Origin of the sequence: Desertihabitans brevis (assembly GCF_003327535.1) — a bacterium.
Lineage (GTDB): Bacteria > Actinomycetota > Actinomycetes > Propionibacteriales > Propionibacteriaceae > Desertihabitans > Desertihabitans brevis.
The window spans coordinates 245,772-258,214 of sequence record NZ_QOUI01000005.1 but is presented as its reverse complement, the minus strand read 5'-3'; the positions used below and the strand labels follow the sequence as shown (position 1 = coordinate 258,214).

Below are 12,443 nucleotides of genomic sequence, written 5' to 3'. Positions count from 1 at the left end.
CGGGAGCCGGTCGAGGCGGAGGCGACGGTCGGCTCAGAGGTGGGCGGCGCCCTCGTCGGGCTCGCTGAGGACGCGGATCCCGTCCTCGGTGACAGCCACCATGCTCTCCCAGTGGCAGGCGTCGGAGCCGTCGCGGGTGGCCACGGTCCAGCCGTCGTCGAGGGTGCGGGTGTCCGCGGATCCGGCGGTGAGCATCGGCTCGATGCACAGCACCATGCCCGGCACCAGCCGGGGGCCGCGGCGTCCGCCGGGCCACGGGCCGCGGGCGACGCTGTTGGGCACGTCGGGCTCCATGTGCATCTGCGAGCCGATGCCGTGGCCGACGTACTCGGCGACGATCCCGTAGCGCTGCGGCTCGGCCTCGACGCTGGCCTGGACGGCGGCGGAGACGTCGCCGACCCGGCCGCCGGGGCGGACCGCGCGGATCCCGGCCCACATCGCCCGCCGGGTCGCCTCCGACAGCGCCCGGCGCGCGTCGCTGGGCTCGCCGACGGGGACGGTGCGGGCGGCGTCGGCGTGCCAGCCGTCCACCACCGCACCGCAGTCGATGGAGAGCAGGTCACCCTCGGCCAGCACCCGCGTCCCGGGGACGCCGTGGACCACCTCGGCGTTGACGCTGAGGCACACCACGCCGGTGAACCCGCCCCGGCCGTCCTCGTCGGCGCCGTAGTGCAGGAAGTTCGACGTCGCCCCGGCCGAGGCGATCACCTCGGCCGCGACGGCGTCCAGCTCGGCGGTGGTGACACCGGGGCGGACGGCGGCGCTGGTGGCCTCGAGCGCCTCGTGCACCACCATCGCGGCACGGCGCATCGCGTCGACCTGCGCCGGTGTCTTCAGCTCGATCCGGCTGCGTCCGAGCACGTCAGCGGGGCAGCCGCTCGAAGATCCGGTCGGCGACCTCGCTGACGCCGCCCAGCCCGTCGACCTCGACGAGCAGGCCCCGCTCGCGGTAGACGTCGAGCAGTGGCGCGGTCTCCTCCGCGTACACCTTCTGGCGCACCCGGATCGCCTCCTCGGTGTCGTCCTCGCGGCCCTCGGTCTCGGCGCGGCGGAGCAGCCGGGCGACCAGCTCGTCGGTGTCGGCGGTGAGCACCAGGACGGCGTCCAGGGCTGTCTGCTGCTGGGCGAGCAGGGCGTCGAGGGCCTCCACCTGGCCCAGCGTGCGCGGGTAGCCGTCGAGCAGGAACCCGTTGCGGGTGTCGTCCTCGGCGAGCCGGTCGGCCACGATCGCGTTGGTGATGTCGTCACCGACGTAGCCGCCGGAGGCCATGATCTGCTGCACCTGGCGGCCGAGCTCGGTGCCCTGGCTGATGTTGGCGCGGAAGATGTCGCCGGTCGAGATGGCCGGCACGCCGTAGTGGGCGGCCACCCCCTTGGCCTGGGTGCCCTTGCCGGCTCCCGGCGGGCCCATGATCAGCATCCTCATCGCACTCTCCTTCTCACCGGTGCTCCCGACCTCATCGCAGGAAGCCCTCGTAGTTGCGCTGCTGCAGCTGGCTCTCGATCCGCTTCACGGTGTCCAGACCCACCCCGACCACGATGAGCAGCGAGGTGCCGCCGAGCGGGAAGTTCTGGTTGGCGTTGAGCAGGATGAAGGCGATCGAGGGCAGCAGCGCCACGACGGCGAGGTAGATCGAGCCGGGCAGGGTGAGGCGGTTGAGCACGAAGGAGAGGTAGTTCTCCGTCGGCCGGCCGGCCCTGATGCCGGGGATGAACCCGCCGTACTTGGCCATGTTCTCGGCCACCTCCTGCGGGTTGAAGGTGATCGAGACGTAGAAGTAGGCGAAGAAGACGACCAGCAGGAACAGCGTGACCATGTAGAGGGGGTGGTCGCCGCTGACGAAGTAGCGCTGGATCCAGGAGCTGATGCCGCTCTCGGGCTGGAACTGGGAGTACAGCACCGGCAGGTACATCATCGAGGAGGCGAAGATGACCGGGATGACGCCGGCCTGGTTCACCTTCAGCGGGATGTAGGTGGTGGTGCCGCCGAGCAGCCGGCCGCCGACCATCTTCTTGGCGTACTGCACCGGGATCCGGCGCTGACCCTGCTCCATGAAGATGACCGCGGCCATCACCACCAGGCCGACCGCGACCACCAGCAGCAGCACGATCCAGCCGCTGGCGCCCGGGCGGGCGGCCTTGATGGCCCACAGCGCGGTCGGGAAGGTGGCGGCGATCTGGGTGAAGATGAGCACCGACATGCCGTTGCCGACGCCGCGCTCGGTGATGAGCTCGCCCAGCCACATCACCAGACCCGTGCCGGCGGTCATGGTCAGCACCATCACCACGACCGGGAAGATGTCCTTGCTGTACACCACGCTGTTGGGGCAGCCGAGGAAGAGCTGGTCGTTGACCGCCAGGGTGACGAAGGCGGTGGAGTTGAGGACCGCCAGCACCAGCGTCAGGTAGCGGGTGTACTGGGTGATCTTCGCGGTGCCGGACTGGCCCTCCTTCTTGAGGGCCTCCAGCCGCGGCACCACCACGGTGAGCAGCTGCAGGATGATGCTGGCGGTGATGTAGGGCATGATGCCCAGCGCGAAGATCGCCAGCTGCAGCAGCGCACCTCCGGAGAAGAGGTTGATCAGGGAGTAGAGCCCGGCCTGCTCACCCGTCTCGGCGAGCCGGCGGCAGGCGTCCACCTGCTGGATGTCGACGTTGGGGACGGGCACGACCGAGCCCACCCGGAACAGCGCGACGATCCCCAGGGTGAACAGGATCTTCTTGCGCAGGTCCGGTGTCCGGAACGCGTTGGCGAAGGCGGAAAGCACTTCCGAGCCCTCTCTTCTCTGTGGTGCGGAGTCGGATCGCCGTCAGGGCAACCCTCGGGACCCTATCAAGCGCAGGAGGGGGACGGCTCCGTCTGGAGCACGTCCCCCTCCGGAGTCGCGGTGGTGCTTACAGCTCGGTGGTGCTGCCGCCGGCGGCCGCGATCTTGTCCTTGGCCGAGGCCGAGAACTTGTGCGCGCTCACCTGCAGGGCCACCGACACCTCGCCGGTGCCGAGCACCTTGACCAGCTGGCCGTCGCGGACGGCACCCTTGCTGACCAGGTCCGCCACGCCGACCTGCCCGCCCTCGGGGAACAGCGTCGACAGCCGGTCCAGGTTGACCACCTGGTACTCGGTGCGGAACGGGTTCTTGAACCCGCGCAGCTTCGGGGTGCGCATGTGCAGCGGCATCTGCCCACCCTCGAAGTTCTCCGGGGTGTTCTTGCGCGCGCCGGTGCCCTTGGTACCGCGACCGGCGGTCTTGCCCTTGGAGCCCTCACCGCGACCCACACGGGTCTTGGCGGTCTTGGCACCCGGGGCGGGACGAAGGTGGTGCACCTTCAGTGCCATGTCAGTCGACCTCCTCGACGGTGACCAGGTGCGTCACCGTGGTGATCATGCCTCGGATCTCGGGACGGTCCTGCACCTCGACGGTCGCGCCGATGCGGCGCAGGCCGAGGCTGCGCAGGGTGTCCCGCTGGTTCTGCTTCGACCCGATGTCGGACCGGGTCTGGGTGACCTTGAGGGTCGCCATCAGGACGCCACCTCCTGCTTGGCGCGCAGCAGCGCGGCCGGCGCGACGTCCTCGACGGCCTTGCCGCGGCGGGCGGCGACGGCCTCGGGCTGCTCCAGCATCTGCAGGGCCGCCACGGTGGCGTGCACCACGTTGATCGAGTTCGACGAGCCGAGCGACTTGGCGAGCACGTCGTGCACGCCGGCGCACTCGAGCACCGCGCGGCAGGCGCCGCCGGCGATCACACCGGTACCCGGGGAGGCCGGACGCAGCATGACGACACCGGCCGCCTTCTCGCCCTGCACCGGGTGCGGGATGGTGCCCTGGATGCGGGGGACGCGGAAGAAGTTCTTCTTCGCCTCCTCCACGCCCTTGGCGATCGCCGCGGGCACCTCCTTGGCCTTGCCGTAGCCGACACCCACCATGCCCTCGCCGTCACCGACGACGACCAGCGCGGTGAAGCTGAACCGGCGACCGCCCTTCACGACCTTGGCGACGCGGTTGATGTCCACCACGCGCTCGAGGTACTGGTTCTTGTCCTGCGCCTGGCCACGACGGTCGTCCCGGCCGCGACGCTCTCCCCCGCCGCCTCCGCGGCGCTGGGTTCCACTCATCGCTCTACCTTCCGTTCTGTCGTGTCAGAAGCCGAGACCGGCCTCGCGGGCCCCGTCGGCCAGCGCAGCGATCCGACCGTGGTACTTGTTCCCGGCGCGGTCGAAGACGACCTGGGTGACGCCGGCGGCCTTGGCCCGCTCGGCCACCAGGGCGCCGACCTGCTTGGCCTTGTCCGACTTGTCGCCGGTGGCGGTGCGCAGGCTCGGCTCCATGGTCGAGGCCGAGGCCAGGGTGTGGCCGCGGGTGTCGTCGATCACCTGGACGAACAGGTGCCGGGAGGACCGGGTGACGACCAGGCGCGGGCGGTCGGCGGCGCCGAACACCTTCTTGCGCCCGCGGACCTGGCGACGCAGCCGGGAGGCGCGCTTGGGCGCCGTGTGCTTGGGAGCGGACAACGAGATGCCCATGGTCACTTACCAGCCTTTCCGACCTTGCGGCGCACGTGCTCGCCCGCGTACCGCACGCCCTTGCCCTTGTACGGCTCGGGCTTGCGGATCTTGCGGATCCGGGCGGCCGTCTCGCCGACAGCCTGCTTGTCGATGCCGACCACGCTGAAGCGGGTGGGCGTCTCGACGGTGAAGGTGATGCCCTCCGGCGCGGTCACGTTGACCGGGTGGCTGAAGCCCAGGTTGAACTCCAGCGCGTTCGGGCCCTTGCTGATGACGCGGTAGCCGACGCCGACGATCTCGAGCTTCTTCTCGTAGCCCTCGGTCACACCGGTGACCATGTTGGCCACCAGGGTCCGGGTGAGGCCGTGCAGCGACTTGCTCACGCGGTCGTCGTCGGGACGGCTGACCTCGAGCTCGCCGGACTCGGCGCGGGCGATGGTGATGGGCGAGGCCACGGTGTGCGACAGCGAGCCCTTCGGGCCCTTGACCACGACCTGCTGGCCGTCGAGGGAGACCTCGACCCCGGCCGGGACGGTGATCGGCAGCTTACCGATGCGGGACATGTCTGTTCTCCTTCAGCTCTCGTCGCTCACCAGACGTAGGCGAGCACTTCGCCGCCCACGCTCTTGGCGTTGGCCGCCCGGTCGGTGAGCAGGCCCTGGGAGGTGGAGATGATCGCGATGCCCAGACCGCCGAGGACCTTCGGCAGGTTCGTGGACTTCGCGTACACCCGCAGCCCCGGCTTGGAGATCCGACGCACACCCGCCAGGGACCGCTCGCGGTTCTGGCCGTACTTGAGGGTGAGCTTCAGCGTCTTGCTGACCTCGCCCTCGGCGGGCTCGAGCACCTCGTAGGAGGAGATGTAGCCCTCCTCCTTGAGGATCTCGGCGATGCCGACCTTGATCTTGCTGTGCGGCATCGAGGTCGAGTCGTGGTACGCCTGGTTGGCGTTGCGCAGACGGGTCAGCATGTCTGCGATCGGGTCGGTCATGGTCATGACGTCACGTTCTTCTTTCTCACCGTGGTTTCCCGCGACCGGGTGGGCCGGGGACCTGTGGCGTTGGACTGGGTGTTCGTCCGTCGGCAGGGCTCGGGACGTTGGGTTCGGGCTCGACGCCGGCGGCGCCGGGGCGTCACCAGGAGGACTTGGTGACCCCGGGCAGCTGGCCGGCGTGGGTGAGCTCGCGCACGCAGATGCGGCACAGGCCGAACTTGCGGAACACGGCGCGGGGCCGACCGCAGCGCTGGCAGCGGGTGTACGCGCGGACGGCGAACTTCGGCTTGCGGGCCTGCTTGACCTTCAGTGCGTTCTTGGCCATCGGTTAGCTCACTTCTTCTTCCGGCTGAAGGCGGGACCCTTGGCGCGGGCCTTGGCCGGCCTCGGGTTGTCGTTGAAGGGGAAGCCCAGGTGCTTGAGCAGCGCCCGGCCCTCCGCGTCGTTGGTGGCGGTGGTGACGAAGGTGATGTCCATGCCGCGCACCCGGTCGATGCGGTCCTGGTCGATCTCGTGGAACATGACCTGCTCGTTGAGACCGAACGTGTAGTTGCCCTGGCCGTCGAACTGGTGGGCGTTCAGCCCGCGGAAGTCGCGGATGCGGGGCAGCGCCAGGCTGATCAGCCGGTCGGCGAACTCCCACATGCGGCGGTTGCGCAGGGTGACGTGGCAGCCGATCGCCTGGCCCTCGCGCAGCTTGAACTGCGCGATGGACTTGCGGGCCTTCGTCACCGACGGCTTCTGCCCGGTGATGGTGGTCAGGTCGCGCACGGCGCCGTCGATCACCTTGGAGTCGCGGGCGGCGTCACCCACACCCATGTTCACCACGACCTTGACCAGGCCGGGGATCTGCATGGGGTTGGCGTAGCCGAACTCCTGCTGGAGGGCGGTACGGATCTCGTCGCGGTAGCGCTGCTGCAGACGCGGCAGCGGGGCCACGGCGGTGGTGGTCTCCTCGGTCGCGGTCGACATCAGATCTCCTTCCCGGTCTTGCGGGCGATCCGCACGGAGCGGAAGCCCTGGTACTCGGTGCCGTCGGGCCGCTTCTTGGTGACCTCGTCACGGCGGTAGCCGACCCGGGTGACGACCTCGTCGCCGTTGTCGTCCTTGACGACCAGCTGGACGTTGGAGACGTGGATCGGGGCCTCGCTGGAGATGATCCCGCCCTCGACCCGGCGTCCGGCCTGGGTCTGGCTCTCGCGGCGGTGACGCTTGACGACGTTGACGCCCTCGACCGTCACCTTCTGGTTCTCGGGGCTGACCGAGAGGATCTCGCCGACCAGGCCCTTGTCCTTGCCGGCGATGACCTTGACCCGGTCACCCTTCTTCACGTGCAGCTTGCGCTGTGCCATTCAGATCACCTCCGGGGCGAGCGACACGATCCGCATGAACTTCTTCTCGCGGAGCTCCCGGCCGACGGGACCGAAGATGCGGGTGCCGCGGGGCTCGCCGTCGGCCCGGAGGATGACGGCGGCGTTCTCGTCGAACTTGATGTAGGAACCGTCGGGACGGCGACGCTCCTTGACGCTGCGCACGATGACGGCCTTGACGACATCGCCCTTCTTGACGTTGCCGCCGGGGATGGCGTCCTTCACCGTGGCCACGATGGTGTCACCGATGCCGGCGTACCGTCGGCCGGAGCCGCCGAGCACGCGGATGCAGAGGATCTCCTTCGCACCCGTGTTGTCGGCGACCTTGAGCCGCGACTCCTGCTGGATCATTTCTGTCTCCTGGTTGTCTCACCGGTTCCCGCGGTCCGGGCCTGGCAGAACTGGTTGGATGAAGCAGACCGGTGGTGTCCGCACCGGCCGTGCGTCGACTGGCTTACTTGGCGCGCTCGAGGATCTCGACCAGGCGCCAGCGCTTGGTGGCCGACAGCGGGCGGGTCTCCATGATCCGCACCCGGTCACCGGCGCCGGCGGCGTTCTCCTCGTCGTGGGCCTTCAGCCGCTCCGAGGTCCGCATGACCTTGCCGTACAGCTTGTGCTTGACGCGGTCCTCCACCAGGACGGTGATGGTCTTGTCCATCTTGTCGCTCACCACGACCCCCTCGCGGACCTTGCGCGCGGTGCGCTCGGTCGCGGTGGGGGCGGTGTCGGTCGGGTTGGTGGTCTCGCTCATGCTCAGGCCTTCTCGCTCGCGCTTGCCATGGTTCCGGAGGTCTCAGGGGTTCCGGGGGTCTCGGGCTCGGCGGTGTCAGGGTCGCTGACGATGCCGAGGTTGCGCTCCTGGATCACGGTGTAGATCCGGGCGATGTCCTTGCGGACGGCGCGCAGGCGGCCGTGCGACTCCAGCTGACCGGTGGCCGCCTGGAAGCGGAGCGTGAACAGCTCCTCCTTCAGCTCCACCACCTGCTTCTCCAGCGCCTCACGGCTCAGGCCGCGCAGCTCGGCGGCGTTGAGTGCCTTCGCCATCAGTTCTCACCTGCCTCACGCCGGATGAAGCGAGCCTTCATCGGCAACTTGTGGATCGCCAGCCGCATGGCCTCGCGGGCCACGTCCTCGCTCACACCGGAGAGCTCGAACATCACGCGTCCGGGCTTGACGTTGGCCACCCACCACTCGGGGGAGCCCTTGCCCGAACCCATCCGGGTCTCGGCGGGCTTCTTGGTCAGCGGACGGTCGGGGTAGATGTTGATCCACACCTTCCCGCCTCGCTTGATGTGACGGGTCATCGCGATACGCGCCGACTCGATCTGCCGGTTGGTGACGTAGGCGCCCTCGAGGGCCTGGATCCCGAAGTCACCGAAGGCCAGCGTGGTCCCGCCCTTGGCCGCACCGTCGCGCTTGGGGTGGTGCTGCTTGCGGAACTTGACCCTGCGTGGGATCAACATCAGTTCTGCGCTCCTGCGTTCTCGGTGGCGGGAGCTGCCGAGGTGGCCTCGGCAGCCTCGGCGCGACGGCGTCCGCCGCGCTCCGGACGGTCACCACGACCCGGGCGACGCTCGCCGCCGCGCTGGTTGCGCGGACGGCCCGGCGCCTTCTGGCGGGCGGCCTTCTGAGCGGCGCGCTCGGCACGGGTGCCGGAGACGTCGCCCTTGTAGATCCAGACCTTCACGCCGATCCGGCCGAAGGTGGTGCGGGCCTCGAAGAAGCCGTAGTCGATGTCGGCGCGCAGCGTGTGCAGCGGCACCTGGCCGTCGCGGTAGAACTCCGAGCGGCTCATCTCCGCACCGCCCAGACGACCGGAGCACTTGATCCGGATGCCCTTGGCACCGGAGCGCATCGCGGTCTGCTGCGCCTTGCGCATGGCCCGGCGGAACGCCACCCGGGCGCTCAGCTGCTCGGCCACGCCCTGGGCGACCAGCTGGGCGTCGGTCTCGGTGTTCTTGACCTCGAGGATGTTCAGCTGGACCTGCTTGCCGGTCAGCTTCTCCAGGTCGCCACGGACCCGCTCCGCCTCGGCGCCGTTGCGGCCGATGACGATGCCCGGACGCGCGGCGTAGAGGAAGATGGTGACGCGCTCGCTGCGGCGCTCGATCTCCACCGAGGAGATGCCGGCGCGCTCCAGCGACTTGGTCAGGTAGCTGCGGATCTTGTCGTCCTCACCCACCAGCGCGGCGTACTGCTTGTCGGCGTACCACCGGGTCTTGTGGTCGGTGGTGACACCCAGGCGGAAGCCGTTCGGGTTGACCTTCTGTCCCATGCTCAGGCCTCCTTGGCGGTGCGGGGCGCGGTGCTCGACTGCTGCGAGCGGGGCTCGACGACGACGGTGATGTGGCTGCCCCGCTTGAGGATGCGGGAGGCCGAGCCCTTCGCCCGCGGACGGATGCGACGCATGGTGACGCCCTCGTCCACGAACGCCTGGCTGACGTAGAGGTCGTCGGCGCGCAGGTTGTCGGTGTTCTCGGCGTTGGCGGCGGCGCTGGCCACCACCTTGCGGACCGGGTCGCTGGCCGCCTGCGGGGCGAACTGCAGGACCGTCAGGGCCTCCGACACGTCCATCCCGCGGACCAGGTCGACCACGCGGCGGACCTTGGTCGGCGACATCCGGACGTGGCGGGCGATCGCGTACGAACCGGGACGGTCGCCGAGCAGGGCCTTGCGCCGGGTGGGGCGCTCCTTCTCAGAGGTGCTCATGTCTCTTCCTTGTCTGTCCCACCACCGCGTCAGCGGCGGCGGGCCTTCCGGTCGTCCTTCACGTGGCCCTTGAAGGTCCGCGTGGGCGCGAACTCCCCGAGCTTGTGACCCACCATCGCCTCGCTGACGAAGACCGGGACGTGCTTGCGACCGTCGTGCACCGCGATGGTGTGGCCGATCATGTCCGGGACGATCATCGAGCGGCGCGACCAGGTCTTGATGACGTTCTTGGTGCCCTTCTCGTTCTGGACGTCCACCTTCTTCTGCAGGTGGTCGTCGACGAACGGGCCCTTCTTCAAGCTGCGTGGCATCTCTTGCTAACTCCTGATCAGCGCTTCTTGCCGGACTTGCGGCGACGGATGATGAGGCGGCTGCTCGCCTTGTTCGGGTTGCGGGTGCGACCCTCGGGCTTGCCCCACGGGCTGACCGGGTGGCGACCACCGGAGGTCTTGCCCTCACCACCGCCGTGCGGGTGGTCGATCGGGTTCATCGCCACGCCGCGCACGGTCGGGCGCTTGCCCTTCCAGCGGGCCCGGCCGGCCTTGCCCCAGTTGATGTTGGACTGCTCGGCGTTGCCCACGGCACCGACGGTGGCGCGGCAGCGGACGTCCACCATCCGCATCTCGCCCGAGGGCATCCGCAGCGTGGCGTGCCGACCCTCGCGGGCCACCAGCTGGATGGAGGCGCCGGCGGAGCGGCCCAGCTTGGCGCCACCGCCCGGGCGCAGCTCCACCGCGTGCACGGTGGTGCCGACCGGGATGTTGCGCAGCGGCAGGTTGTTGCCCGGCTTGATGTCGGCGCCCTCGCCGGAGACCACGACCGCACCCTGGCTCACCTGGACCGGGGCGATGATGTAGCGCTTCTCCCCGTCGGCGTAGTGCAGCAGCGCCAGGCGGGCGGTGCGGTTGGGGTCGTACTCGATGTGAGCGACCTTGGCCGGCACGCCGTCCTTGTCGTAGCGCTTGAAGTCCACCACGCGGTAGGCCTGCTTGTGCCCACCGCCGATGTGACGGGTCGTGATGCGGCCGGTGTTGTTGCGGCCCCCGGTCTTGGGGTTGGGGCGCAACAGGGACTTCTCCGGCGTCGACCGGGTCAGCTCGACGAAGTCGGCAACCGACGAGCCACGACGGCCCGGCGTTGTCGGCTTGTGCTTACGGATACCCATGAGGTCTATTCGTCCTTGTCTGTCTGGTGCAGCTGCCCGGTCAGGCGGCCGGGCCGCCGAAGATGTCGATCCGCTGGCCCTCGGCGACCGTGACGATCGCGCGCTTGGTGTCGGGCCGCTTGCCGACGCCGTAGCGCGTGCGGCGGGTCTTGCCCTTGCGGTTCATCGTGTTGACCGAGGTGACCTTGACGCCGAACACCTTCTCGACGGCGATCTTGATCTCGGTCTTGTTGGCCTGCGGGGCGACCACGAACGTGTACTTGTTCTGGTCCAGCAGCGAGTAGGTCTTCTCGCTCACCACCGGGGCCAGCAGGATGTCGCGGTGGTCGCGGATCTTGAGCGGCTGCGTCACTTCTGCTCCTCCTCGATCTCGCTCTCGCGAGCGACGGTCTTCGCGCCACCCGAGACCGGGCCGGCGACGAAGGTCTCCAGCGCGGCGGAGGTGAAGACCACCGCGTCCGCGCACAGCACGTCGTAGGCGTTCAGCTGGTCGACGGCGAGCACGTGCACGCTCGGCACGTTGCGCAGGCTCAGGTAGGCCGCGTCCTCGTCGCGGTGCAGCGCGACCAGGACCTTGACCTCGCCGGCGGCCGCGGTGATCGCGGCCAGCGCCTTCTTGGTGCTCGGCACGCCGTCGGGGACGAGGTCGGAGACCACGTGCACCCGGCCGTCGCTGGCCCGGTCGCTGAGCGCACCGCGCAGGGCGGCGGCGATCATCTTCTTGGGCGTGCGCTGGCCGTAGCCGTGCGGCGTCGGGCCGTGCACGACGCCACCGCCGGTCCACTGGGGGGCGCGGCGCGAGCCCTGGCGGGCGCGGCCGGTGCCCTTCTGGCGCCACGGCTTGGCGCCACCGCCGCGGACGTCGCCGCGGGTCTTGGTGGCGTGGGTGCCCTGGCGGGCGGCGGCCAGCTGGGCCACCACGACCTGGTGGATCAGCGGGATGTTGACCGGTGCGTCGAAGAGCTCGGCCGGCAGGTCGGTGCTGCCGGACTTCTGGCCCGAGCCGTCGACGACGTCGATGGTGAGGGTGCTCACGCGACATCTCCCTTCTTGGCTGCGCTGCGCAGGACGACCAGGCCGCCCTTGGCGCCGGGGATCGCTCCCTTGACGAGGATCAGACCGCGCTCGGCGTCGACCGCGTGCACGGAGAGGTTCTGCACGGTGACCTTGTCGACACCCATGCGCCCGGCCATCCGCAGACCCTTGAAGACGCGGCCCGGGGTGGCGCAGCCGCCGATGGAGCCCGGCGAGCGGTGCTTGCGGTGCACACCGTGGGTGGCACGCAGACCGCCGAAGCCGTGACGCTTCATCACACCGGCGGTGCCCTTGCCCTTGCTGACACCGGTCACGTCCACCACGTCGGCGGCGGCGAAGACGTCGGCGCTCAGCTCCTGGCCCAGGGTGTACTCCGAGGCGTCGGTGGTGCGCAGCTCGACGAGGTGCTTGCGCGGGGTGACGTCGGCGTTGGCGAAGTGCCCGGCGGTGGGCTTGTTGACCTTCTTGGCCTTGATCGCACCGAAGCCGAGCTGGACGGCGGAGTAGCCGTCCTTGTCCGGGGTGCGGACCTGGGTCACCACACAGGGGCCGGCCTGGATCACCGTCACCGGCACGACCCGGTTGTTCTCGTCCCAGAGCTGGGTCATGCCGAGCTTGGTGCCCAGCAGGCCCTTCAGCTTGCGTTCGCTCATGTGTTCGTCAGTCC

Annotated in this window: 23 protein-coding genes; all 23 read right to left on the bottom strand. The window is 69.6% G+C overall.

The features are described from left to right. Positions 1–33: 33 nt before the first annotated feature. Complete coding sequence (gene map / locus DT076_RS10050; protein WP_114126523.1) at positions 34–861, bottom strand: type I methionyl aminopeptidase; 828 nt, start codon at positions 859–861, stop codon at positions 34–36. Between the two features lies 1 nt (position 862). Next, positions 863–1,426, bottom strand: coding sequence for an adenylate kinase (locus tag DT076_RS10045; RefSeq protein ID WP_199539091.1), 564 nt, complete (start codon positions 1,424–1,426; stop codon positions 863–865). Positions 1,427–1,457: 31 nt separating this feature from the next. Then, positions 1,458–2,768, bottom strand: a complete 1,311-nt coding sequence (secY, locus tag DT076_RS10040; protein ID WP_114126522.1) for a preprotein translocase subunit SecY — start codon at positions 2,766–2,768, stop codon at positions 1,458–1,460. A gap of 127 nt (positions 2,769–2,895) precedes the next feature. Further along, on the bottom strand, positions 2,896–3,336 hold the full coding sequence (gene rplO, locus DT076_RS10035) for a 50S ribosomal protein L15 (RefSeq protein WP_114126521.1): 441 nt from the start codon (positions 3,334–3,336) through the stop codon (positions 2,896–2,898). A 1-nt stretch (position 3,337) separates the two neighbouring features. Then, positions 3,338–3,520 (bottom strand): 50S ribosomal protein L30, encoded by a 183-nt coding sequence (gene rpmD / locus DT076_RS10030; protein ID WP_114126520.1) that lies wholly within the window; start codon positions 3,518–3,520, stop codon positions 3,338–3,340. Next, complete coding sequence (gene rpsE, locus DT076_RS10025) at positions 3,520–4,113, bottom strand: 30S ribosomal protein S5 (protein ID WP_114126519.1); 594 nt, start codon at positions 4,111–4,113, stop codon at positions 3,520–3,522. The genes rpmD and rpsE overlap by 1 nt, the downstream gene beginning before the upstream one ends. A gap of 24 nt (positions 4,114–4,137) precedes the next feature. After that, the gene (rplR, locus tag DT076_RS10020; protein ID WP_114126518.1) at positions 4,138–4,521 is read right to left on the bottom strand and encodes a 50S ribosomal protein L18; all 384 of its coding nucleotides are present in this window, start codon (positions 4,519–4,521) and stop codon (positions 4,138–4,140) included. A 2-nt stretch (positions 4,522–4,523) separates the two neighbouring features. Continuing rightward, on the bottom strand, positions 4,524–5,066 hold the full coding sequence (gene rplF, locus DT076_RS10015; RefSeq protein ID WP_114126517.1) for a 50S ribosomal protein L6: 543 nt from the start codon (positions 5,064–5,066) through the stop codon (positions 4,524–4,526). 26 nt (positions 5,067–5,092) lie between these two features. Continuing rightward, positions 5,093–5,500 carry a 30S ribosomal protein S8 gene (gene rpsH / locus DT076_RS10010; RefSeq protein WP_114126516.1) on the bottom strand — a complete coding sequence of 136 codons (408 nt, stop codon included), beginning with the start codon at positions 5,498–5,500 and terminating at the stop codon, positions 5,093–5,095. A 136-nt stretch (positions 5,501–5,636) separates the two neighbouring features. Next, positions 5,637–5,822, bottom strand: a complete 186-nt coding sequence (locus DT076_RS10005; RefSeq protein ID WP_114126515.1) for a type Z 30S ribosomal protein S14 — start codon at positions 5,820–5,822, stop codon at positions 5,637–5,639. Positions 5,823–5,830: 8 nt separating this feature from the next. Continuing rightward, the gene (gene rplE, locus DT076_RS10000; RefSeq protein ID WP_114126514.1) at positions 5,831–6,469 is read right to left on the bottom strand and encodes a 50S ribosomal protein L5; all 639 of its coding nucleotides are present in this window, start codon (positions 6,467–6,469) and stop codon (positions 5,831–5,833) included. After that, positions 6,469–6,849, bottom strand: coding sequence for a 50S ribosomal protein L24 (rplX, locus tag DT076_RS09995; protein WP_114126513.1), 381 nt, complete (start codon positions 6,847–6,849; stop codon positions 6,469–6,471). The genes rplE and rplX overlap by 1 nt, the downstream gene beginning before the upstream one ends. Beyond that, entirely contained in the window at positions 6,850–7,218 is a 369-nt protein-coding gene (gene rplN, locus DT076_RS09990) for a 50S ribosomal protein L14 (RefSeq protein WP_114126512.1), read from the bottom strand. Between the two features lie 103 nt (positions 7,219–7,321). Beyond that, entirely contained in the window at positions 7,322–7,618 is a 297-nt protein-coding gene (gene rpsQ / locus DT076_RS09985; RefSeq protein ID WP_114126511.1) for a 30S ribosomal protein S17, read from the bottom strand. A 2-nt stretch (positions 7,619–7,620) separates the two neighbouring features. Then, positions 7,621–7,911, bottom strand: a complete 291-nt coding sequence (gene rpmC, locus DT076_RS09980) for a 50S ribosomal protein L29 (protein WP_114126510.1) — start codon at positions 7,909–7,911, stop codon at positions 7,621–7,623. After that, on the bottom strand, positions 7,911–8,330 hold the full coding sequence (gene rplP, locus DT076_RS09975; protein WP_114126509.1) for a 50S ribosomal protein L16: 420 nt from the start codon (positions 8,328–8,330) through the stop codon (positions 7,911–7,913). The genes rpmC and rplP overlap by 1 nt, the downstream gene beginning before the upstream one ends. Further along, positions 8,330–9,142, bottom strand: a complete 813-nt coding sequence (gene rpsC, locus DT076_RS09970; RefSeq protein ID WP_114126508.1) for a 30S ribosomal protein S3 — start codon at positions 9,140–9,142, stop codon at positions 8,330–8,332. Before rpsC ends, rplP begins: the two co-directional genes overlap by 1 nt. 2 nt (positions 9,143–9,144) lie before the next feature. Further along, positions 9,145–9,576: a 50S ribosomal protein L22 gene (gene rplV / locus DT076_RS09965; protein WP_114126507.1), complete on the bottom strand. Its 432-nt coding sequence runs from the start codon at positions 9,574–9,576 to the stop codon at positions 9,145–9,147. A 29-nt stretch (positions 9,577–9,605) separates the two neighbouring features. Then, the gene (gene rpsS, locus DT076_RS09960) at positions 9,606–9,887 is read right to left on the bottom strand and encodes a 30S ribosomal protein S19 (protein ID WP_114126506.1); all 282 of its coding nucleotides are present in this window, start codon (positions 9,885–9,887) and stop codon (positions 9,606–9,608) included. Positions 9,888–9,904: 17 nt separating this feature from the next. Then, positions 9,905–10,741: a 50S ribosomal protein L2 gene (gene rplB, locus DT076_RS09955; protein WP_114126505.1), complete on the bottom strand. Its 837-nt coding sequence runs from the start codon at positions 10,739–10,741 to the stop codon at positions 9,905–9,907. 40 nt (positions 10,742–10,781) lie between these two features. Beyond that, positions 10,782–11,093 carry a 50S ribosomal protein L23 gene (gene rplW, locus DT076_RS09950; protein ID WP_198671549.1) on the bottom strand — a complete coding sequence of 104 codons (312 nt, stop codon included), beginning with the start codon at positions 11,091–11,093 and terminating at the stop codon, positions 10,782–10,784. Beyond that, positions 11,090–11,776 (bottom strand): 50S ribosomal protein L4, encoded by a 687-nt coding sequence (gene rplD / locus DT076_RS09945; protein WP_114126504.1) that lies wholly within the window; start codon positions 11,774–11,776, stop codon positions 11,090–11,092. Before rplD ends, rplW begins: the two co-directional genes overlap by 4 nt. Continuing rightward, the gene (gene rplC / locus DT076_RS09940; protein WP_114126503.1) at positions 11,773–12,429 is read right to left on the bottom strand and encodes a 50S ribosomal protein L3; all 657 of its coding nucleotides are present in this window, start codon (positions 12,427–12,429) and stop codon (positions 11,773–11,775) included. The genes rplD and rplC overlap by 4 nt, the downstream gene beginning before the upstream one ends. Between the last annotated feature and the right edge of the window lie 14 nt (positions 12,430–12,443).